Raw genomic sequence first — 19,627 nt, forward strand, 5'->3', positions numbered from 1 at the left:
CACTACTCGGGTGCGTCAGCGTCTCGTCTATCAACGGCGGACCTGATGGGGGAAGTCCGGCCTGAGCGGGACTGGCCGGAGCGGTTTCGCTCCCCGCTATCCGCCGCCGACAACCTACGCTGACCTGTATGTCCAAGTCGGCCCGTGGCAAGAAGCCCCAGCGTCACCTTCGGTCCGTTCCACCCCCGCCTTCGATCAGACCTGAGGACCAGCCGCTGTTCCAGGCGTTGCGGACTGCCTTGCGCTCCGACCAGCCGCTGGCACTACTCGAACTCGTCAGCGGGCTGGTCACTGCCACCGACCCGCGTGCTCGCAACCCCTGGGCTCGTGACGACGATGGCCCCCGCCTCGACGAACTGGTCGAGTCGCTGATCGGCACCTCCTTTGCGCAGACCACGGCTGCGTTGACCGTCGTCCGCGAACTGGTCCCCGATCCGGTGATGGCGGCACGCATCGACCGCGAATTGGCCACGCGCCGCCAGCCGTTGCCAAATTGGCTTGGTGCCCTGGCGAATACCCGCGCCGACCCGGAAGTGTGGTTCCTGACGCACGTCCTTGGCGACGGTGACGACTACTTCTTCGGCGCGACGCTGCCCGACGGTCGGCAGTTGACGGCACTGGTTTATGTGGACCACAACATGGGCACGGTGGTCAAAGACGCATTCGTCATTCCGGAACCGATTTCAGTCGTGGTGGAGCGGCTACAACAGTCGATTGAAGACGGGCAGTCGCTCATGCGGTTCGACCCGGCTGATGCGCGGGCCATAGTGGCAGAGGCGATCGACGGTGGATCCCGACTGTTCCCGCCGTTGGAGTCTGAGTCCTGGCCTGTGTGCCGGCCACTCGTGGAGTGGCTCGTGCGGATGCAGCCGGCCGGAGGCGTGGTGCCGGAACGCCACGAATGGACCGACGAGGAGAGAACGGCAATCGCCGAGGATTTTTTCGCCTCGCGGTTCGGTGACGCTATGGACACCGCTGATGGGCAGGGTCTGCTGGACTCGATTCTGTGGTTCGCGACCGAATGGGGACCCGGTGATCCCTACCGGTGGAGCCCCGTCAACGTCGAAATCCTCCTCGCCGACTGGGCTCCGCGAAAAATATTGGCGGACACGGGATATCTCGCGCAACTACCCAGTCTGTTGCGCGCCTTCATCGCCTACTGCCACCACCGCCAAGGCATCAGCGCCACCCTCACTGCCGAGACCTTGACGTCTGTCGACAGGTGGGAAGGCGAATTTCTGCGGATGATCCGGACAGACCGTCCGCAGGGCGCGGCGGCGCTCGCCGCCCAGCTGTTCAACGGGAGCCTGGAATTCGACGATGATGACGTAAGCACCAGTGAGCTCATGCTGGAGCATCTCGACTCGATAGTCGGCGGCCGTTATCAGTTACAAAATTTGACCGATGAGCCGCTGGACGACGAGCCGTTCGACTGGGCGGGCATTGCCGATGACATCCGGCCGACGGTCGAGAAGGTGGTGGCCCTGTGCGACCGCTGCGCTGATGAACTTTTCGACGTCGAGCACCGGACCGCGATGCGCCGCTTCCTCGGGCGCGCGGCGGCGGCCGATCCGGCGATCTTCCGACGCAAGGCATCGCCAGAACGCGGAGCAGCCGCAGTCGCCTGGGTGATCTGCCGAGCCAACCACTCTGTCGGCCGATACGGCGTGCCCTCGGTGGCTGAATTACTGGGGTGGTTCGGGGTCAAGGGCAGTGTCTCGCAACGTGCCGAGCCACTGTTACGAGCCAACGGTGTTGACCCGCATGCCCAGTACGGCGAGGTCGTACTTGGCACCGCAGACTTGCTGACGGCTGCGCGACGCAAGTCGATCATCCAACTGCGAGAGCACTATCAAGGGAGTGCTGACTGATATCGCCTGCGATACCGAGTTCCGTATGCATGTGCCGTGAGAGAGACGGCGACACGAGTGACGGCTGTGACCAACACGGGCCGCGCCGCGATTCACCGTGCGTCAGCGCTGACAAAAGCCGAGTGCCCAGCAGCGTAGGCGCACGATCAACCTGGAGCGGGTGCTGGAACAGGCTTGGCGCGCAACGGGTCTGCGGCGACCGGCACCAGCGGCACGGCCAGTACCGGGAACAGCGCGCACACCGCGAACGCCGCCGGGAACCCGAAGACGCCGATCAAGGCGCCGAATGCCGGCGGCACGATGCCTGCCGTCAGCAATTGCGTCGTGTTCTGTACGCCCAACGCCCGCCCGCTCCAGAACGGCCCGGCGATCTCGGCAATCGCGGTGAACGACAACCCGTTATCGGTCACGGTGACCACCGACGCCACCACCATCACGAACACCGCCACCGGCCAGTGCAGGTAGTCGCACAGCGCCAGCAGCCCCATGGTGGCACCTGCCAGAACGGCGATGACCCGCACGGGATGCAGCCGCGAGCCGGCCAGATCCGACCATCGGCCGGCGCCGATTCGCCCTGCGGCACCGCACAATTGGGCCACCGTCACCATCGTGCCCGCCGCGCCGGCGGACCAACCGTGCGCTGTCATCAGCCACACCAACGAGAACGTCCACACCAGGCATTGCGGCACGACCAGCAGCACCGACACGGCGTGGATGCGTGCCAGCGCCGACGACCCGCGGTAGGGATTGGCCAGATCGGTTGCAGGGGCCGAGGATCGGGGCGGCCTCGGCGGATCGATGACGCCCAGCACGGTCACCACCGCGGCGACCAGGCAGGCGATCGCGGGGAACAGCAGCGCGGCGGACACCCCGGACGACTCGGCCAGACGCGGAATCACCAAGGCGCCCAGCCCGACTCCCAACGGTTGCGCCGTCTGGCGAATGCCCATCACCAGGCCGCGCTGCTCCGGCGGGAACCAGCCGACCACCAACCGGCCGCTCGCGGAATTGGAGCTCGCGGCCGCCATGCCGCCCAGCAGCAAGAAAGCTCCGACCGCCACCAGCGAATCGGCCCAGGCGGCCGCGAACGCCGCCAACGACGTCAATAGTGACCCGACAACCAGAACGAACCGCTCACCGACCCGGTCGACGACCCAGCCCCAGGCGATCAGCGTCAGCACCATGCCGAAGCTGGGCATGGCCGAGACCAGCCCGGCGCGTGACAGGTCCAGCCCGCGTTCGCCGTGCAGCGTCGGGATCAGGAAGGCCGCGCCGTTGATGAAGACGTTGGCGCACATCGTCGAACCGAGCGCGATCACCAGCATCGACCAGCGGCGGACGGCTGACACATTGGTGACCATGGCTTCATGGTGCCACCGTGGTTCTCAAGATATGAATTTATTTCTCAATATATGAGAAGGCATAGGGTTCCGTCATGGCTCTGCGAGTGAACTTCTCTCGGCTGACGGCGGCTTGTGCGGTCGGTTTGGCGCTGGTGACGGCACCGCTGCCCACGGCATGGGCGGCCGCGCCGAACTGGTCGGGCCTGGACGCGCGGGCATTCGCGGACCGGGTACCGCCGTCGGGCGCGCTCATCCGGACCGTCCCGCTGCGCCCCGAGCTGTCGGTCGCCGGTGCGGCGCGCGCGTACCGGATCCTGTATTCGACCACCGACCAACACAATTCGCCCGCCGTCAGCACCGCAGCGGTGTTCGTGCCGAACGGCGAAGCCCCCGCGGGCGGGTGGCCCGTCATCGCCTGGGCGCACGGCACCGTCGGCCTCGGTGACGACTGCACGCCCTCGGCGCAGCCGCGCAGTGCGCGCGACAACGAATACCTGTCCCACTGGCTGGATCAGGGCTACGTCGTCGTCGGCTCCGACTACACGGGTCTGGGTACCCCGGGCCTGATGAGCTACCTCAACAGCGTCGCCACCGCGCACGCCATCATCGATTCGGTGATCGCCGCGCATCACATGAATCTGCCGCTGTCGCCGAAGTGGGCGCTCGTCGGCCAGTCCCAGGGCGGCGCGGCGGCGGTCGCGAGCGCGCGGTGGGCCACCGAATTCAGCAAGGGGACAGGCCTGGATTACCGCGGCGTCGTGGCGACCGGCACCCCGGCGAACATCGACGATGTCGTCATCACGGCCGGCCCCGACATGGTGCTGCCGCCCGGGCTGGGTCCCATCGCGTCGGCCTATACGGCGTACATCCTCGCCGGATTCCGGGAGCTCCGCCCGGACGTCAACAGTGTGCTCATACCGGCTGGTCTGGCCGCTGCCGACAAGGCCGAAACGCTGTGCACGGCACCGTTGAGCGCGGCGGTCACGGGTCTGACGCCGTCGCAGTTCTTCTCCGCCCCACTGGCATCGCTACCGGGCATGCGCGGCGCGCTGGCCGACTTCATGGGCACGCCGATCACCGGCTACGACCGGCCGATCTTCCTCGGCGTCGGCCTCAAGGACCGTGACGTGCCGCCGTCGTCGACCCTGAAGTTCGCCGATCAGCTCAAGGCCAACGGCCAGGACGTGGCGCTCTACGTCTACCCCGAAGACGACCACTCCAGCACTGTGCTGACCTCGATGGCCGACTCCACCCCGTTCCTTCAAGCCCAGTTCGCGGGCTGACCAGCGGGCCTCACTAGGCTGGGCGGATGCGCCTAGGTCGAATTGCCAGTCCAGACGGCGTCGCTTTTGTGGTGATCGAGGGCGACCCGAACTCCGATGCGGTCTGCAAAGAAATCGCTGAGCAGTACCTGTCCCGCAACCCCACCTTCACCGGACGCTCCTGGCCGCTGGCCGACGTCCGGCTGCTGGCGCCGATCCTGGCCAGCAAGGTGATCTGCATGGGCAAGAACTACGCGGCACATGCCCGTGAGATGGGCAGCGAGCCGCCCGAGGATCCGGTGATCTTCCTCAAGCCCAACACCGCGATCATCGGGCCGAACATCCCGATCCAGTTGCCCGCAGACGCCAACCCGGTGCACCACGAGGGCGAGTTGGCGGTGGTCATCGAACGTCCGGGCAAGGACATCCCGGCCGCCAAGGCCAAGGACTACATCCTCGGCTACACGATCGCCAACGACGTCTCGGCACGTGATCAGCAGAAGAAGGACGGCCAGTGGATGCGGGCCAAGGGGCACGACACGTTCTGCCCGGTCGGCCCGTGGATCGAGACCGCGGTGGACCCGGCCGATCTGGACATCCGCACCGAGGTGAACGGCGAGAAGCGGCAGGACAGCAACACTGCGCTGCTGCTGCACGACGTCGGCGCCATCATCGAATGGGTCTCGGCCGTCATAACGTTGCTGCCCGGCGACATCATCCTCACCGGAACCCCCGAGGGCGTCGGCCCCATCGAGGACGGCGACACCGTCAGCATCACCGTCGAGGGTATCGGCACCCTCTCCAATCCTGTTGTGCGTAAAGGGAAATAACGTGACCACACCTGTCAGGGTTCGCTTCTGTCCGTCGCCGACCGGCACGCCGCACGTCGGCCTGGTCCGCACCGCCCTCTTCAACTGGGCGTACGCGCGACACACCGGTGGCGACTTCGTCTTCCGGATCGAGGACACCGATGCCGCGCGCGACAGCGAGGAGAGCTACAACGCGATCCTCGACGCGCTGCGCTGGCTCGGGCTGAACTGGGATGAGGGGCCCGAGGTCGGCGGCCCCTACGAGCCATACCGGCAGTCGCAGCGCGGCGACCTCTACCGCGACGTGATCGCGAAACTGCTTGCCGCGGGCGAGGTTTACGAGGCCTACTCGACACCCGAAGAGGTCGAGGCCCGGCACCTCGCGGCGGGCCGTAACCCCAAGCTGGGCTACGACAACTACGACCGCGACCTCACCGCCGAGCAGAAGGCCGCGTTCGAGGCCGAGGGCCGAAAGCCGGTGCTGCGCCTCAAGATGCCCGACGAGGACATCACCTGGGTGGACCTGGTGCGTGGCGAGACGACCTTCGCCGCCGGCGTGGTTCCGGACTTCGCGATCACGCGCGCGAGCGGAGAGCCGTTGTACACCTTGGTCAATCCGGTCGACGACGCGCTGATGAAGATCACCCATGTGCTGCGCGGCGAGGATCTGCTGCCGTCGACGCCGCGGCAGATCGCGCTGTACCAGGCGCTGATCCGGATCGGTATCGCCGACGCGGTGCCGCAATTCGCCCACCTGCCAAGCGTTCTCGGTGACGGCAACAAGAAGCTGTCCAAGCGCGACCCGCAGTCCAACCTGTTCCTGCACCGCGACCGCGGATTCATCCCCGAGGGCCTGCTGAACTACCTGGCGTTGCTGGGCTGGGGCATCGCCGACGACAACGACCTCTTCAGCCTCGACGAGATGGTGGCGGCCTTCGACGTGGCCGACGTCAACTCGAACCCGGCGCGATTCGACCAGAAGAAGGCCGACGCCATCAACGCCGAGCACATCCGCCGGCTGGCCCCGGAGGACTTCGCCGCACGGCTCAAGGCGTACCTCGACGCGCACGGCTACGACACCACGTTGGACGCCTTGGCTTTCGCCGCGGCGGCCGACTTGATCCAGACCCGCATCGTGGTCCTCGGCGACGCGTGGGACCTCGTGAAGTTCTTCAACGACGACGCCTACGTGATCGACGAGAAGTCGGCGGCCAAGGAACTGGGGCCCGAGGCTGCCGAGGTCCTGGACGCGACGCTGAGCGCCTTGGCGGGCGTCGGCGAGTGGAACACCGCCAACATCGAGGCCGCGCTCAAGGCGGCGCTGCTGGACGGCCTGGAACTCAAGCCCCGCAAGGCGTTCGGTCCCATCCGGGTGGCGGTCACGGGCGCGACGGTCAGCCCGCCGCTGTTCGAGTCGATGGAATTGCTCGGCCGTGAGCGCAGTCTGGCGCGGTTGCAGGCGGCCCGAAACGGCCTGTGAGCGGGCGATTTAAAGGCAGGGCCAACTGTTTGGTAGTCTGCTCGTCGGCCCGGAAAGCGCAAAGCGGCGAACATCCGCTGAGGTTTCCAGGCCGAAGATGCCCGTGACCTGCGGTTATGGGCATCAAATGGGGTATGGTGTAATTGGCAACACAGCTGATTCTGGTTCAGCCATTCTAGGTTCGAGTCCTGGTACCCCAGCTGCCGGAGCGATTAGGTCAGCCAGCGCAACTGAGCTAAGCTATCGCTCCGGAAGTTCTAGCCCCCGTCGTCTAGCGGCCTAGGACGCCGCCCTCTCACGGCGGTAGCGTGGGTTCGAATCCCATCGGGGGTACGTACGAACGCCGGACCTGACAACAGGTCCGGCGTTTTGTCTTTCCCGGGGTCTTACCTGCCGCCGGCCAGGAATCCGAGATCCCGCCGGCCGCGCCCGACCGACGGCTCCGGATCCGCGCCGAGGGTGCCGTGGAGCAGTTCGTGATAAACGTCACGGAAGTCGACGGTGGTCTTCAGATCGCCGTCGGTGAGGTCGGTCAGGCTCGGCTCGTCGCCGTAGAACCCGCCCTTGACGGGAGTGCCGGCGATGAACACCGGACCGGACGTGCCGTGGTCGGTGCCCTGTGAGGCGTTGGCCGCGACGCGCCGTCCGAATTCCGAGTACATCAGCACCACGACGTTGCGGCCGTACGGCGTGCCCTGAAGCTTGTGGAAGAAAGGCGTGAGCGCGTCGTCGAGGGTCTTGAGCAATGCCTGCTGGGGGGCGCGCTCGTCGGCGTGTGTGTCGAAGCCCAGCAGCTGCGTCATGTACACCTGCGTGGGCACCCCGGCGCGGATGCAGCGGGCCACCAGTTCCAGGTCACTGGCCAACTGGTTGTCGGCCTGGCCGATGGTCTGCAGGCGGCCGTTGATCACCGGCGCGAAGCGGCTGTTGGTGGAGTGGTTGGCCCGGTAGGACTCGCACACCTGGCTCATGGCGGTGGTGTCGTTCGGGTCGTCGGCGCTGAGCGCGGCCAAGGTGCGCGCGACGTCGGGCGGGATGGCCGGCACGAAGTCGGAAAGTGATGCCGCGACGTGCTTTTGGCCGACGGCCAGGGGCGGCAGCACGGTGCCGATGTTGACGGCCCGGATCGGGTCGTCGCCGCTGGTGTCGAGCCAGCGGCCGATCCAGCCGCTGGTGACCGCGTCGACGGGGTTGGCGGTCTGCCAGATGTCCATGGAGCGGAAGTGGCTGCGGTCGGGCTTCGGGTAGCCGACACCGCGCACGATCGCGAGCTTGTCGGACTGCCACAGCTTCGACATCCCGGTGAGCGCGGGGTTGAGCCCGAACGCCGGGTCGAGGTGGAGCACTTCCTCGGGCTTGTAGGCGAGTTCGGGACGGGCGTCGTGATAGGCGTTGTCGGCGTACGGGATAACGGTGTTGAGGCCGTCATTGCCGCCGTAGAGCGTGACGATCACCAGGATGCCCTGGTTGGTCGGCAGCGGACGGTCCTGACCTTCGCGCAGCAGATCGGGCAGCGTCACCGCGGCGACACCGCCGAGCAGACCGGCGGCGCCGGCCCCGGCGCTGGCGATCAAGAACTTGCGGCGATTGAACTCGGGCATGGGGATCTCTTCAGGACGTCACGTACTCGGGGGTGATGACGGCCGCTGCCACCAGCCGGTGTGGATCGGAGACCAACGGTTTGAGCGCGGCTGCCGAGCGATCCGACCAGGCGCCGATGCCGAACAGATAGCCCACACCGTCGATCCGCTCGCTCGACGCCATGTTCTCGACGGCGCTGATGTCGCTGAGCGCCAGCAGCCGGTTCGCGGCCCAGACCCGCGCTGCCGCACTGTTGGTCGACAACCAGAGTTGGCCGCGGGGCCACCCGCCGACATCCGGTGGATAGAAGGGACGCTGACCCATCACCCGGAGCACCTGGTCGAGGTCGGCGAGGACGTGCTCGTCGTCGAGGGGAACCGCGAGCGACCGGACGATGCCCATCAGCCATTCCACCGGAGTGCTGACGACGGTGCCGGCGGCCTTGGTGAATTCGGGATCGAGGACGACGGCCTTGGTGAGCGCCTTGAGGTCCCGGTTGGGTCCGTAGGCGGCGACCAGGCGGCTCACGGTGTCGGGGGCGGCCGGCTGGTCCGAAGCCAACAGGCGCCACAGGGTTCCGGCGACGAACGTGGCGGATGCGGGCTGCCGTAACACGATGTTGCAGAAGTCGGTGTCGGTGAGGTTGCCGGTGACCCCGAGCACGGTCTTGACGGACTCGTCGTGGTGTTCGGCGTAGATGACCGTGCTGCCGTCGGGCTTCAGGTGCCGCCCGGTGAGGGTCTTGGCGCCCTCTTTGACGTCGATCTCGGTGTAGCCGTTGGCATGTCCCATCGTGAAGAGCTCCATGAACTCCCGGGACAGGTTCTCGTTGGGCGCCGCGGCGGTGTTCACGTCACCGTCCAGCCAGTGCAGCATCGCACCGTCGGTGAGCATGGCCCACGCGAGGCTGCCGAAGTCGCCGAGCTTGAGGGTACGCAGCTTCTCGTTTTGCTCACCCATCAACTGCGCGGCGTTGACCTTCTCTGCCGAGGTGGCAAAGTGGTTGTGCCACAACAACGTCAGCTTCTCGTGGATGGGCTGCTGCACCGCGGCCATGCGGCGCAACCACCAGCCCGACAGTTCCTGCATGCGCGCCACGAGTTCCTGGCCGAATGCGGCGATCTCGGTGGCCGAGGCGCCCGACGGTGGGTACTGCGGGATGGCGGATTTCGGCATCGGGGTCGCGACGGCACCCGGGTCGGCGTTCGGATCGAGGCTCAGCGCCCAGTCGAGATACGCCGCCCAGTCCTGCTTGACGACAGCATCGACCTGGGCTCCGGTGGTTCCGAAGCCGGTGCGGCGCAGCATCCGTGCGGTTGCCAGCCACTGCGGTGGCTGCGACACGATGAAACCTACTTTCCTGCAGTGGTACGTCCCCGCCGGCGCTGCCGGGGTCACTTAGGAACTTAGGTGATCGGCGCCACCGTCGTCACCGTAAGCAGCGGATTCAAAGGTTTGCTGTATGTGTCACAGGCGGCGGGTGAGCGCTTCGGCCGCGGCCAGCAGATCGCTGGCCCAGCGCACGCCGGGGCGCCGGCCCATGCGGTCGATCGGCCCGGACACCGACACCGCCGCGATCACCGCGCCGCGGTTGTCCCGCACCGGCGCCGAGACGCTGGCCACGCCGGGCTCACGTTCGGCGGCGCTCTGTGCCCAACCGCGCCGGCGGACCTCGGCCAGGACCCGGTCGGTGAACTTCGCCGTCGGCAGCACCGCCTGCTGGGTGGCGGGATCGCTGTACGCCAGCAGGACTTTGGCGCCGGAGCCGGCGGTCATGGGCAGCCGGCTGCCGACCGGCACGGTGTCGCGCAGGCCCGACGGTGGCTCGAGGGCCATGACGCACACCCGGGCCATGCCTTCCCGGCGATAGAGCTGCACGCTCTCGCCGGTGATCTCGCGTAGTCGGGGGAGCACCGCGCCCGCAGCGCTCAGCAGCGGATCGTTGACCTGCCCGGCCAGTTCGGTCAGTGCCGGGCCGAGCCGCCACCGTCCTTCGTTGTCGCGGGCCAGAAGTCGATGGACCTCCAGGCCCGCGGCCAGTCGGTGGGCGGTCGCCCGGGGCAGCCCGGTCCGGGTGCACAGTTCGGCCAGTCCGCACGGTGACTCGGCCACTGAATGCAGCACACCCACCGCTTTGTCGAGGACGCCGATGCCGCTATCCTGTCTCACAGGGAGATACTAACGTCTCGCATTGTGAGATGGTAGGTCAGCCCTCCCGGGTATCGCGGAAGGAACTGCACAGTCATGACGAACAAGCCACGCACCATGGCGGAGAAGGTCTGGGCGGACCATGTGGTGGTCGAGGGTGCCGGTGAAGGCGCCGCCCGCGAACCCGATCTCATCTATATAGATCTTCATCTGGTGCACGAGGTCACCAGCCCGCAGGCATTCGACGGTCTGCGCCTGGCCGGTCGTCCCGTGCATCGCCCGGACCTCACCATCGCGACCGAGGACCACAACGTCCCCACCATCGACATCGACAAGCCCATCGCGGATCCGGTGTCACGCACTCAGGTCGAGACACTGCGACGCAACTGTGCGGAATTCGGCATCCGCCTCCACCCGATGGGTGATGCGCAGCAGGGCATCGTGCACATCATCGGGCCGCAGCTGGGGCTGACGCAGCCTGGCATGACGGTGGTGTGCGGTGACAGCCACACCTCGACGCACGGCGCCTTCGGCGCGATCGCGATGGGCATCGGCACCTCTGAGGTCGAGCATGTGCTGGCGACCCAGACGTTGCCGCTCAAGCCGTTCAAGACCATGGCGGTCAACGTCGACGGCGAACTGCCGCCGGGTGTCAGTGCCAAGGACATCATTCTCGCGGTGATCGCCAAGATCGGTACCGGCGGCGGCCAGGGCCACGTCATCGAATACCGCGGCAGTGCCATCGAATCGCTGTCGATGGAAGGCCGCATGACGATCTGCAACATGAGCATCGAAGCGGGTGCCCGCGCCGGCATGGTGGCGCCCGACGAGACGACGTTCGAGTTCCTCAAGGGCCGTCCGCATGCGCCGCAGGGGGCGGATTGGGACGCGGCCGTGGCGGCCTGGACGGCGTTACGTACTGACGAGGGTGCCGAATTCGACGCCGAGGTGCACATCGACGCGGCCAGCCTGAGCCCGTTCGTCACCTGGGGTACCAACCCCGGACAGGGTGTGCCGCTGTCCGCGAATGTCCCTGACCCAGAACAGATGTTCGATGAAGGCGACCGGCTGGCCGCCGAAAAGGCGTTGGCCTACATGGACCTTCGGGCCAATACGCCCATGCGGGATATCGCGGTGGACACCGTGTTCGTCGGGTCCTGCACCAACGGCCGGATCGAGGATCTGCGAGTGGTGGCCGACGTGCTGCGTGGCCGCAAGGTGGCCGACGGCGTGCGGATGCTGGTGGTGCCCGGGTCGATGGCGGTGCGTGCACAGGCCGAATCCGAGGGCCTGGGCGAGGTTTTCACCGCCGCGGGCGCCGAGTGGCGGCAGGCCGGATGCTCGATGTGCCTGGGCATGAACCCCGATCAGCTGGCCCCGGGGGAGCGCAGCGCCTCGACATCCAACCGGAATTTCGAAGGCCGCCAAGGCAAGGGCGGCCGCACCCACCTGGTGTCTCCCGCCGTCGCCGCCGCCACCGCGGTGCGCGGAACCCTGTCCTCACCCGCTGATCTGAGCTAGGAGCGCACTGTAATGGAGGCTTTCCACACCCACACCGGAATCGGCGTTCCGCTGCGCCGGTCCAATGTCGACACCGACCAGATCATCCCCGCGGTGTACCTGAAGCGGGTCACCCGAACGGGTTTCGAGGACGGTCTGTTCGCCGGCTGGCGCACCGATCCGTCGTTCATCCTCAACCTCCCGCCGTTCGACCGGGGCTCGGTTCTGGTCGCCGGCCCCGATTTCGGCACCGGTTCGTCGCGCGAACACGCGGTGTGGGCGTTGATGGATTACGGATTCCGGGTCGTCATCTCGTCGCGCTTCGCAGATATTTTTCGGGGAAATTCTGGCAAGGCCGGATTGCTCGCCGCGGAGGTCGCACAGGACGATGTCGAACTGCTCTGGAAGCTCATCGAGCAGAATCCGGGGCTGGAAATCACTGTGAATCTTCAAGATCGGAATTTGACCGCGGGAACGGTCGTGCTGCCCTTCAAGATTGACGATTACACCGCGTGGCGGCTGCTCGAAGGTCTTGACGATATAGGCCTTACGCTGCGGAAACTCTCCGAGATCGAAGCATTCGAAGCGGCTCGGCCGAGCTACAAACCCCGTACGCTGCCGGCCTGATCGGGGCGCTCCACAGGTCCTGCGAGAGGGCCTGTGGAGCAATTTCGGCACTCGGGCGCAGCTCGAATCCCTGCCCCCGCAACCACCTTTCGAAACCTGTTAACCACCTCCCAAGTGGGCCAACCGGATTGCCGAATTCCGCGATAGCTATGCCCGAAACTGGGCGTGGCTCTTGGAAATCGGCGGGTACTGGGTTTACCGTGTGCATTAGTCGGTCCACCCAGGGCCACTGAAATCGGAGGTTTTGGATGAACAAAGCAGAACTCATCGATGCCCTGACAGAAAAGTTGGGCACCGATCGTCGTCAGGCCACCGCGGCCGTCGAGCACATCGTGGACACCATCGTGCGCGCCGTGCACAAGGGTGAGAGCGTCACCATCACCGGCTTCGGCGTCTTCGAGCAGCGTCGCCGCGCCGCCCGCGTCGCGCGCAACCCGCGCACCGGCGAGACCGTCAAGGTGAAGCCGACGTCGGTTCCGGCTTTCCGTCCGGGCGCTCAGTTCAAGGCCGTTGTTGCTGGCCAGCAGCGTCTTTCGGCTGACGGCCCCGCCGTGAAGCGCGGCGCCACCGCAGCTCCGGCCAAGCGCGGCGCTGCCAAGAAGGCTGCCCCGGCCAAGAAGGCCGCGCCCGCCAAGAAGGCCGCCGCCACCAAGGCCCCGGCCAAGAAGGCCGCTCCCGCCAAGAAGGCTGCTCCGGCGAAGAAGGCTGCGGCTCCGGCCAAGAAGGCCGCACCGGCCAAGAAGGCTGCTCCGGCGAAGAAGGCTGCGGCTCCGGCCAAGAAGGCCGCACCGGCCAAGAAGGCTGCTCCGGCCAAGAAGGCCGCTCCCGCCAAGAAGGCCGCTCCCGCCAAGAAGGCCGCACCGGCGAAGAAGGCCGCTCCCGCCAAGAAGGGCCGCCGCTAAGCCCTATCCGATAGGTCCGACTCGGACACGCCGTGGATCAACCGATCCACGGCGTGTCTGTGTGTGGAGCGTTAGCGCTTCGCCGGCAGTGGGCTGTCGATGTGATCCGCGGCGACGAGCGCATCACCGTGCAGTGACATCACCCACATGCTGCCCTTGCGATTACGCGACTTGTCGGGCCGGATGCCGCTGCGCTCGCACCACCAGGAGATCAGATCCGGGATCACCTTGCCCTGCGTGCAGATGACGGGGACCGTTCCGTCATCGGCTTTTGCGGCGATCTTCAGCACCCGCTTCCGGGCCGCGTCGGCGTCGGCCGCGAAGGCCTCTTCGGTCAGCGTCGGTTCATCCCGTACCCGGACACCGAGCTCCTGCGCCAGCGGTTCCACGGTCTGGTGGCACCGGGTCCGCGACGCCGCGTGGACCTCGCCGGCACCGAAAGCGAGCAGTTGGCCGACAAGCGATTCCGCCTGTGCCCGGCCTTTCTTGTCGAGCGGCCGCAGCCGGTCGTCGCCCTTGTACCGGGCCTTGCGGCCCGCGGTCGCGTGCCGGACGATCAGCACGGTGCGGGTATCGGCGGGCCGACGGGTGAAGCGCCGCAGAACTTTTCGGTCGTGCGGGTATTGCAGCCGGAGCATGGCCTCGGTCACCGGCAGCCAGTCGAGCTTGTCGACCTCGGCGTTGGGGCTGAACCCGCCGCCGGTCGTGCGGGCCGCCCAGTAGCGGACCTTCTTGGTGCCGTATTCCAGCGGATAGCTGACGGCGGCCAGCCGGCGGCCCAGTACCGACTCGTACCCGGTCTCTTCCAGGATCTCCCGCACGGCGGTAACCGGTTCGGTCTCACCGGGATCCACCTTGCCCTTGGGCAGCGACCAGTCGTCGTAGCGCGGTCGGTGGACGACGGCGATCAGTGGCGCTCCGGACTCGTCGGGGCGCCACAGCACCGCCCCGGCCGCGAACACCGGCGTCGCGGGGGTGTCGTGCGCCGTCTTGTTCGGCACCTGTGCTCCTGGATGTGGTTGTCGGGATCAGGTTTTCGCGGTGCGTTGCCGCCGGGCGAAAACTACGGTGTGCGGTGCCGCTCCATGATCGACACCTGGTGATCCCGGACCTTCTCGCCTTCGCGCGGCAGCGCGGTCCAGTGTCCGTCCGGACCCAGCTCCCAGCAACGGGTGGCCGGATCCATTGCCGAATCGAACACCCCGCTCAGCTCCTCGGTCAGTCTCGGGTCCTTCACCTGCGCCATCACCTCGACGCGTCGGTCGAGATTACGATGCATCATGTCGGCGCTGCCGATCCAGAATTCATTGATGGCGTTGAAGTGAATAACGCGTGAATGTTCAAGGAAGCGGCCGAGAATCGAGCGCACGACGATGTTCTCGGAGAATCCCTCGGCGCCGGGACGCAGCGCGCAGATACCTCGGACCACGACCTCGACCCGCACCCCGGCCTGCGACGCCCGGTACAGCGCATCGATGACCTGTTCGTCGACCAGGGCGTTCATCTTCATCCGGATGCGGCCGTCGCCTCCGGCCCGCTTGGCCTCGATCTCGCGCTCGATGCGCTCGATGATGCCGCGCCGCACACTGTGCGGAGCGACCAGCAGGTTGCGGTACGACACCTTGCGTGAGTAGCCGGTCAGCGAGTTGAACAGGTCGGTGAGGTCGGCGCCGATCTCCGGCGAGGCCGTCAGCAGGCCGACGTCCTCGTACAGGCGCGCCGTTTTCGGGTTGTAGTTGCCCGTGCCCACATGGCAGTAGCGGCGGATGGTCGAACCTTCGCGACGCACCACCAACGCCGTCTTGCAATGGGTCTTGAGCCCGATGAGTCCGTACACCACGTGCACGCCCGCCTGCTCCAGCGCGCGCGCCCACTTGATGTTGGCCTGCTCGTCGAACCTGGCCTTGATCTCCACCAGCGCCACCACCTGCTTGCCGGCCTCGGCGGCATCGATCAGCGCGTTGACGATCGGGGAGTCACCCGAGGTGCGGTACAGCGTCTGCTTGATGGCCAACACATTCGGGTCGGCGGCGGCCTGCTCGATGAAACGCTGCACCGTGGTGGAGAACGAGTCGTACGGGTGGTGCACCAGGACGTCCCCGTCGCGGAGCGTCGAGAAGATGCTCTTCGGTGTCTCGCGCTCGCCGAACGCCGGGGGCGTGGCCGGCACGAACGGCCGGTCCTTCAGATCGGGTCGGTCGACGCCGTAGATCTGCCACAGTGACGAAAGGTCCAGCAGTCCAGGAACTTCGATCACGTCGCCCGGGTGCACGTCCAGCTCACGCAACAGCAGGTCGAGCATGTTCTCGGTCATGTCGGTGGCGACTTCGAGCCGTACCGGTGAGCCGAACCGCCTGCGCGCCAGCTCCCGTTCCAGCGCCTGCAGCAGATCCTCGTCGCGGTCTTCCTCGACTTCGAAGTCGGCGTTGCGGGTGATCCGGAACGCGTGGTGCTCGACGATGTCCAGGCCGGGGAACAGCACCGGCAGGAATGCGGCGATGAGTTCTTCCATCGGCAGGAACCGCACGCGCGACTTCACGCCGTCGGCCGTCGTGCCCGGCTCGGGCAACTCCACGAACCGATCGACGTTGTCCGGCACTTTGATTCGGGCGAAGTGCTGAGTGCCGTCCTCGGGATTGCGCACGGTGATGGCGAGGTTGATGCTCAAGCCGCTCACGAAGGGGAACGGATGCGCGGGGTCGACGGCCAGCGGCGTCAGCACCGGGAACACCTGATCGTGGAAATAGGTGGAGAGCTTGGACTGCTCGTGCTCGTCCAGCTCGCTCCAGTTGACGATCGTGATGCCCTGCTCGGCCAGCGCCGGACGCACCACCTCACCGAACACGGTGGCGTGGCGGGTCGAGATCTGCTGAGTGCGTTCGCCGATCCGGCGCAGCTGTTCGCGCGGTGACAGCCCGTCCGCCGACCGGACCGACAGCCCGGTCTCGTCACGGCGCTTCAGGCCGGCCACCCGGACCATGTAGAACTCATCGAGATTCGAGGCGAAGATCGCCAGGAACTTGGCCTGCTCCAACAACGGCAGCGACCGGTCGGCGGCGAGCGCCAACACCCGGGCGTTGAAGTCCAGCCAGCTCAGCTCGCGGTTGAGGTACCGGTCATCGGGTAGCGCGCCGTCCGTCGGATCCGCGGTGGCAGCGGGCAGTGTCTCCGGGTCCGAGTCGACGGGTGTGCGGTCGGTGTGTGCTGAACGGGTGTCGGCTTCGGTCACCCCGACGATCATTCCCTATCTGTTGGGTGCAGGCCACATGGTTGGTGAACGCCGGTGGTCAGCCGACGATCCGCGTGGTGGCCGGCCCGACACCGAGCCGGCGCGCCGTCTCCAGGTCGTCCGGGGTGTCGATGTCGCAGCGTAGCCCCGGCCAGTCACCCGACAGTTCCACCGCGCCCGAATCGGCATGGCGCCGTGCGGAATCGGCGCCGAACTCGGGAACGAGTGGGGCACCGAAGGCGAACAGTGCCGCGGTACCGGTGCGGTGCCGGTCGGCGATGAAACTGCGGGCATGCCCACTGGCGCCGGCGATTGCGTCGGCCAATTCCGCGGTGCGCAGCGCAGGCAGGTCACCTTGCAGCACCGCGATGTTCGTCACCCGGTCCCGCAGGGCGCGCTCGGTGGCGGCGAGTGCGTGATTCAACGGATCGGGGTGACCGGCCGGCGTGGGGTCCAGCAGCACGCCGGCACCGAGTTCGCGCACCGCGGCGGCGGCGTCCGGGTCCGGGGTGACGACAGTCACCGAGCCGACTGCCGGCACGGCCAGGGCGGCGGTGATGGTGTCGAGCAGCATCGCGAGCACCACCTGCTCGCGCAGATCGCCGGCGAAAACCGGGGCCAGTCGGGTCTTGGCCGCGGCCAGTCGTTTCACCGCGATGATCAACCCGACGCCGGCGCCACCGTCGGCCGTCTGCACCCTCGGGTCGCCGCTCATGACCGCCATACTGCCAAAGGGCCGGCGGGGCTACTGTTGACGCGTGGTGGAGGCAGCGGTGATGGGTGCCGGCGCGTGGGGGACGGCACTGGCGAAAGTCCTGGCGGACGCGGGCAACAATGTGACGTTGTGGGCGCGCAGCGCGGAGGTGGCACGCGAGATCAACGAGACCCACCGGAACTCGAAATATCTCGGTGACCGGGCGCTCCCGGCGTCCATCAAGGCGACGGCGGATCCCGCCGAGGCGCTGACGGGTGCCTGCACCGTGCTGCTGGCGGTGCCGTCGCAGACGCTGCGCACCAATCTGACCGCTTGGACCGGATACCTCGGTGACGACGCCACGCTCGTCAGCGTGGCCAAGGGCATCGAACTCGACAACCTGTTGCGCATGAGCCAGGTCATCGTCCAGGTGACGGGTGCCGATCCGAGCCGGGTCGCCGTCCTCAGCGGACCCAACCTGGCCAGCGAAGTGGTCGACGAGCAGCCGGCCGCCACGCTCATCGCGTGCACCGATTCGGGACGCGCGGTCGCGTTGCAGCGTGCCTTCGCCACCGGCTACTTCCGGCCGTACACCAGCGCCGACGTGATCGGCGCCGAAGTGGGCGGGGCGTGCAAGAACGTCATCGCGCTGGCCTGCGGGATGGCGGCGGGCGCCGGGTTCGGCGAGAACACGGCCGCCGCGATCATCACCCGCGGGCTGGCCGAGATCATGCGATTGGGAATCGCGCTCGGCGCCAAGGGCGTAACGCTGGCCGGGCTGGCCGGCGTCGGTGATCTGGTCGCCACCTGCACCTCGCCGCAGTCCCGCAACCGCAGCTTCGGCGAGCGCCTGGCGCGCGGCGGCACCATGGAGTCGGCGACGGCCGCGGCCAGCGGCAAGGTCGCCGAGGGCGTCACGTCCTGCCAGTCGGTGCTCGCGCTGGCCGACAGTTACGACGTCGAGATGCCGCTCACCGACGCGGTGAACCGGGTGTGCCACAAGGGATTGTCGGTGGACCAGGCGTTCGCGTTGTTGCTCGGCCGCAGCACCAAGCCGGAGTAGCGCCGTGGACGGCCAGCTCGGCGACTCGACCCGTAGCGTCAAAGCGACTGCGTCGCAACGCGTTCCAGGGCTGCCGGTGGCACCGCCCCCGGTTCCGGTGGCGGCGTACCACCTGTCCGACGATGAATCGGACGGTCTGGACTTCTACGGCCGCAACTCCAATCCGGCCTGGCGTCAACTGGAATCGGCACTGGCCGAACTGGAGGGCGCCACCTCGGCGCTGACGTTCTCCTCGGGGATGGCCGCCATCTCGTCCGCGCTGCGGGTGCTGGCAACCCCCGGAACCACCCTGGTGGTCCCCGCTGACGGCTACTACCAGGTGCGCCGATACGCGGCCGAGCATCTCGCGGCCCGCGACGTCACGGTGATCGAGGCGACCGCCGCGCAGATGTACGACGCCGCCGCGGGCGCCGACGTCGTCCTCGCCGAGTCGCCGGTCAACCCGACGCTGGATGTCGTCGACCTGCACCGGTTGTCCACGATCTGCCGCTCGCGCGGCGCGACCCTCATGGTGGACAACACCGCCGCGACCCCGCTGGGGCAGCGGCCGCTGTCGCTCGGCGCGGATCTGGTGGTGGCCAGCGCGACGAAGGGGCTGTCCGGGCACAGCGACCTGCTGGCCGGCTACGTCGCCGGGTGCCACCGCGAACTCATGGCCGCCATCGAACGGGACCGCCTGTTGGCCGGCGCGATCCTCGGCCACTTCGAGGCCTGGCTGGCGCTGCGCAGCCTCGGCACCGCCGGTCTGCGGTTCGAGCGGCAGTGCGGCAACGCGCTCGCGCTGGCGATGACGCTCGACGCCCACCCCGCCGTGCGGACCGTGCGTTATCCGGGCCTACCGACCGACCCGGCGCACCCCGTCGCCCGCGATCAGATGCGACGTTTCGGCGGCCTGGTCGCGATCGAGCTGGCCGACGCCGCTGCCGTCCGGGAGCTGGTGAACCGCAGTCAGCTGCTGGTCGCCGCGACCAGTTTCGGCGGTATCCACACCTCGGTCGACAGGCGCGCACGCTGGGGCGATGCGGTAGAGCCGGGCTTTGCGCGGATATCGCTCGGGATCGAGGACACCGATGACCTACTGGCCGACATCACGGGTGCGCTGGGGTAGCCAGGTAGCC

Annotated in this window: 16 protein-coding genes and 2 tRNA genes; 11 read left to right on the plus strand and 7 right to left on the minus strand. The window is 67.4% G+C overall.

Going from position 1 to position 19,627, the window contains the following annotated elements:
* Positions 1-404 precede the first annotated feature (404 nt).
* Positions 405-1,871, plus strand: a complete 1,467-nt coding sequence (locus ACJEIK_RS11580; protein ID WP_409431498.1) for a hypothetical protein — start codon at positions 405-407, stop codon at positions 1,869-1,871.
* A 146-nt stretch (positions 1,872-2,017) separates the two neighbouring features.
* On the opposite strand, the gene ACJEIK_RS11585 is transcribed toward ACJEIK_RS11580, so the two are convergent.
* A complete protein-coding gene (locus ACJEIK_RS11585) occupies positions 2,018-3,232 on the minus strand; it encodes an MFS transporter (RefSeq protein WP_135356605.1) in 1,215 nt (404 codons plus the stop codon).
* A 74-nt stretch (positions 3,233-3,306) separates the two neighbouring features.
* Between ACJEIK_RS11585 and ACJEIK_RS11590 the strand changes: the two genes are divergently transcribed.
* The 5 genes from ACJEIK_RS11590 to ACJEIK_RS11610 all read left to right on the plus strand — a co-directional run bounded on the left by ACJEIK_RS11590 (position 3,307) and on the right by ACJEIK_RS11610 (position 7,098).
* The gene (locus tag ACJEIK_RS11590; RefSeq protein WP_409431499.1) at positions 3,307-4,497 is read left to right on the plus strand and encodes a prolyl oligopeptidase family serine peptidase; all 1,191 of its coding nucleotides are present in this window, start codon (positions 3,307-3,309) and stop codon (positions 4,495-4,497) included.
* Between the two features lie 26 nt (positions 4,498-4,523).
* Positions 4,524-5,306 carry a fumarylacetoacetate hydrolase family protein gene (locus tag ACJEIK_RS11595; protein WP_409431500.1) on the plus strand — a complete coding sequence of 261 codons (783 nt, stop codon included), beginning with the start codon at positions 4,524-4,526 and terminating at the stop codon, positions 5,304-5,306.
* A gap of 1 nt (position 5,307) precedes the next feature.
* The gene (gltX, locus tag ACJEIK_RS11600) at positions 5,308-6,765 is read left to right on the plus strand and encodes a glutamate--tRNA ligase (protein ID WP_409431501.1); all 1,458 of its coding nucleotides are present in this window, start codon (positions 5,308-5,310) and stop codon (positions 6,763-6,765) included.
* A 128-nt stretch (positions 6,766-6,893) separates the two neighbouring features.
* Positions 6,894-6,965, plus strand: a tRNA-Gln gene (locus ACJEIK_RS11605).
* 60 nt (positions 6,966-7,025) lie between these two features.
* Positions 7,026-7,098: transfer RNA gene (locus ACJEIK_RS11610), tRNA-Glu, on the plus strand.
* Between the two features lie 53 nt (positions 7,099-7,151).
* On the opposite strand, the gene ACJEIK_RS11615 is transcribed toward ACJEIK_RS11610, so the two are convergent.
* The 3 genes from ACJEIK_RS11615 to ACJEIK_RS11625 form a co-directional block, all read right to left on the minus strand.
* Entirely contained in the window at positions 7,152-8,366 is a 1,215-nt protein-coding gene (locus ACJEIK_RS11615) for a DUF1501 domain-containing protein (protein ID WP_409431502.1), read from the minus strand.
* A 10-nt stretch (positions 8,367-8,376) separates the two neighbouring features.
* Positions 8,377-9,690 (minus strand): DUF1800 domain-containing protein, encoded by a 1,314-nt coding sequence (locus tag ACJEIK_RS11620; protein WP_409431503.1) that lies wholly within the window; start codon positions 9,688-9,690, stop codon positions 8,377-8,379.
* Positions 9,691-9,813: 123 nt separating this feature from the next.
* A complete protein-coding gene (locus tag ACJEIK_RS11625) occupies positions 9,814-10,515 on the minus strand; it encodes an IclR family transcriptional regulator (RefSeq protein ID WP_029105769.1) in 702 nt (233 codons plus the stop codon).
* Positions 10,516-10,590: 75 nt separating this feature from the next.
* On the opposite strand from ACJEIK_RS11625, the gene leuC reads away from it, so the two are divergent.
* The 3 genes from leuC (at position 10,591) to ACJEIK_RS11640 (ending at position 13,523) form a co-directional block, all read left to right on the plus strand.
* On the plus strand, positions 10,591-12,015 hold the full coding sequence (leuC, locus tag ACJEIK_RS11630) for a 3-isopropylmalate dehydratase large subunit (protein WP_061001000.1): 1,425 nt from the start codon (positions 10,591-10,593) through the stop codon (positions 12,013-12,015).
* A 12-nt stretch (positions 12,016-12,027) separates the two neighbouring features.
* Positions 12,028-12,621 (plus strand): 3-isopropylmalate dehydratase small subunit, encoded by a 594-nt coding sequence (gene leuD / locus ACJEIK_RS11635; protein WP_061000999.1) that lies wholly within the window; start codon positions 12,028-12,030, stop codon positions 12,619-12,621.
* A gap of 248 nt (positions 12,622-12,869) precedes the next feature.
* Positions 12,870-13,523, plus strand: a complete 654-nt coding sequence (locus tag ACJEIK_RS11640) for an HU family DNA-binding protein (protein ID WP_267325664.1) — start codon at positions 12,870-12,872, stop codon at positions 13,521-13,523.
* 71 nt (positions 13,524-13,594) lie between these two features.
* Here ACJEIK_RS11640 and ACJEIK_RS11645 read toward each other — a convergent pair whose 3' ends face one another.
* The 3 genes from ACJEIK_RS11645 to cofC all read right to left on the minus strand — a co-directional run bounded on the left by ACJEIK_RS11645 (position 13,595) and on the right by cofC (position 17,467).
* Complete coding sequence (locus tag ACJEIK_RS11645) at positions 13,595-14,524, minus strand: NUDIX hydrolase (RefSeq protein WP_060999590.1); 930 nt, start codon at positions 14,522-14,524, stop codon at positions 13,595-13,597.
* A 62-nt stretch (positions 14,525-14,586) separates the two neighbouring features.
* Positions 14,587-16,752, minus strand: coding sequence for an RNA degradosome polyphosphate kinase (locus ACJEIK_RS11650; protein ID WP_407665085.1), 2,166 nt, complete (start codon positions 16,750-16,752; stop codon positions 14,587-14,589).
* A 58-nt stretch (positions 16,753-16,810) separates the two neighbouring features.
* Positions 16,811-17,467, minus strand: a complete 657-nt coding sequence (gene cofC / locus ACJEIK_RS11655; protein WP_060999603.1) for a 2-phospho-L-lactate guanylyltransferase — start codon at positions 17,465-17,467, stop codon at positions 16,811-16,813.
* Between the two features lie 61 nt (positions 17,468-17,528).
* Between cofC and ACJEIK_RS11660 the strand changes: the two genes are divergently transcribed.
* The gene (locus ACJEIK_RS11660; RefSeq protein WP_060999601.1) at positions 17,529-18,509 is read left to right on the plus strand and encodes an NAD(P)H-dependent glycerol-3-phosphate dehydrogenase; all 981 of its coding nucleotides are present in this window, start codon (positions 17,529-17,531) and stop codon (positions 18,507-18,509) included.
* Between the two features lie 4 nt (positions 18,510-18,513).
* Positions 18,514-19,617, plus strand: a complete 1,104-nt coding sequence (locus ACJEIK_RS11665) for a cystathionine gamma-lyase (RefSeq protein WP_409431504.1) — start codon at positions 18,514-18,516, stop codon at positions 19,615-19,617.
* Positions 19,618-19,627 lie beyond the last annotated feature (10 nt).

The organism is Mycobacterium sp. SMC-16, assembly GCF_046250085.1.
Taxonomy (GTDB): domain Bacteria; phylum Actinomycetota; class Actinomycetes; order Mycobacteriales; family Mycobacteriaceae; genus Mycobacterium; species Mycobacterium phocaicum.

Bases quoted from the DNA above. Each gene is read 5' to 3' on its own strand.
- leuC (WP_061001000.1), top strand. From the start codon at position 10,591: ATGACGAACAAGCCACGCACCATGGCGGAGAAGGTCTGGGCGGACCAT.
- leuD (WP_061000999.1), top strand. From the start codon at position 12,028: ATGGAGGCTTTCCACACCCACACCGGAATCGGCGTTCCGCTGCGCCGG.
- ACJEIK_RS11615 (WP_409431502.1), bottom strand. From the start codon at position 8,366: ATGCCCGAGTTCAATCGCCGCAAGTTCTTGATCGCCAGCGCCGGGGCC.
- cofC (WP_060999603.1), bottom strand. From the start codon at position 17,467: ATGAGCGGCGACCCGAGGGTGCAGACGGCCGACGGTGGCGCCGGCGTC.
- ACJEIK_RS11590 (WP_409431499.1), top strand. From the start codon at position 3,307: ATGGCTCTGCGAGTGAACTTCTCTCGGCTGACGGCGGCTTGTGCGGTC.
- ACJEIK_RS11640 (WP_267325664.1), top strand. From the start codon at position 12,870: ATGAACAAAGCAGAACTCATCGATGCCCTGACAGAAAAGTTGGGCACC.
- ACJEIK_RS11660 (WP_060999601.1), top strand. From the start codon at position 17,529: ATGGGTGCCGGCGCGTGGGGGACGGCACTGGCGAAAGTCCTGGCGGAC.
- ACJEIK_RS11595 (WP_409431500.1), top strand. From the start codon at position 4,524: ATGCGCCTAGGTCGAATTGCCAGTCCAGACGGCGTCGCTTTTGTGGTG.
- ACJEIK_RS11585 (WP_135356605.1), bottom strand. From the start codon at position 3,232: ATGGTCACCAATGTGTCAGCCGTCCGCCGCTGGTCGATGCTGGTGATC.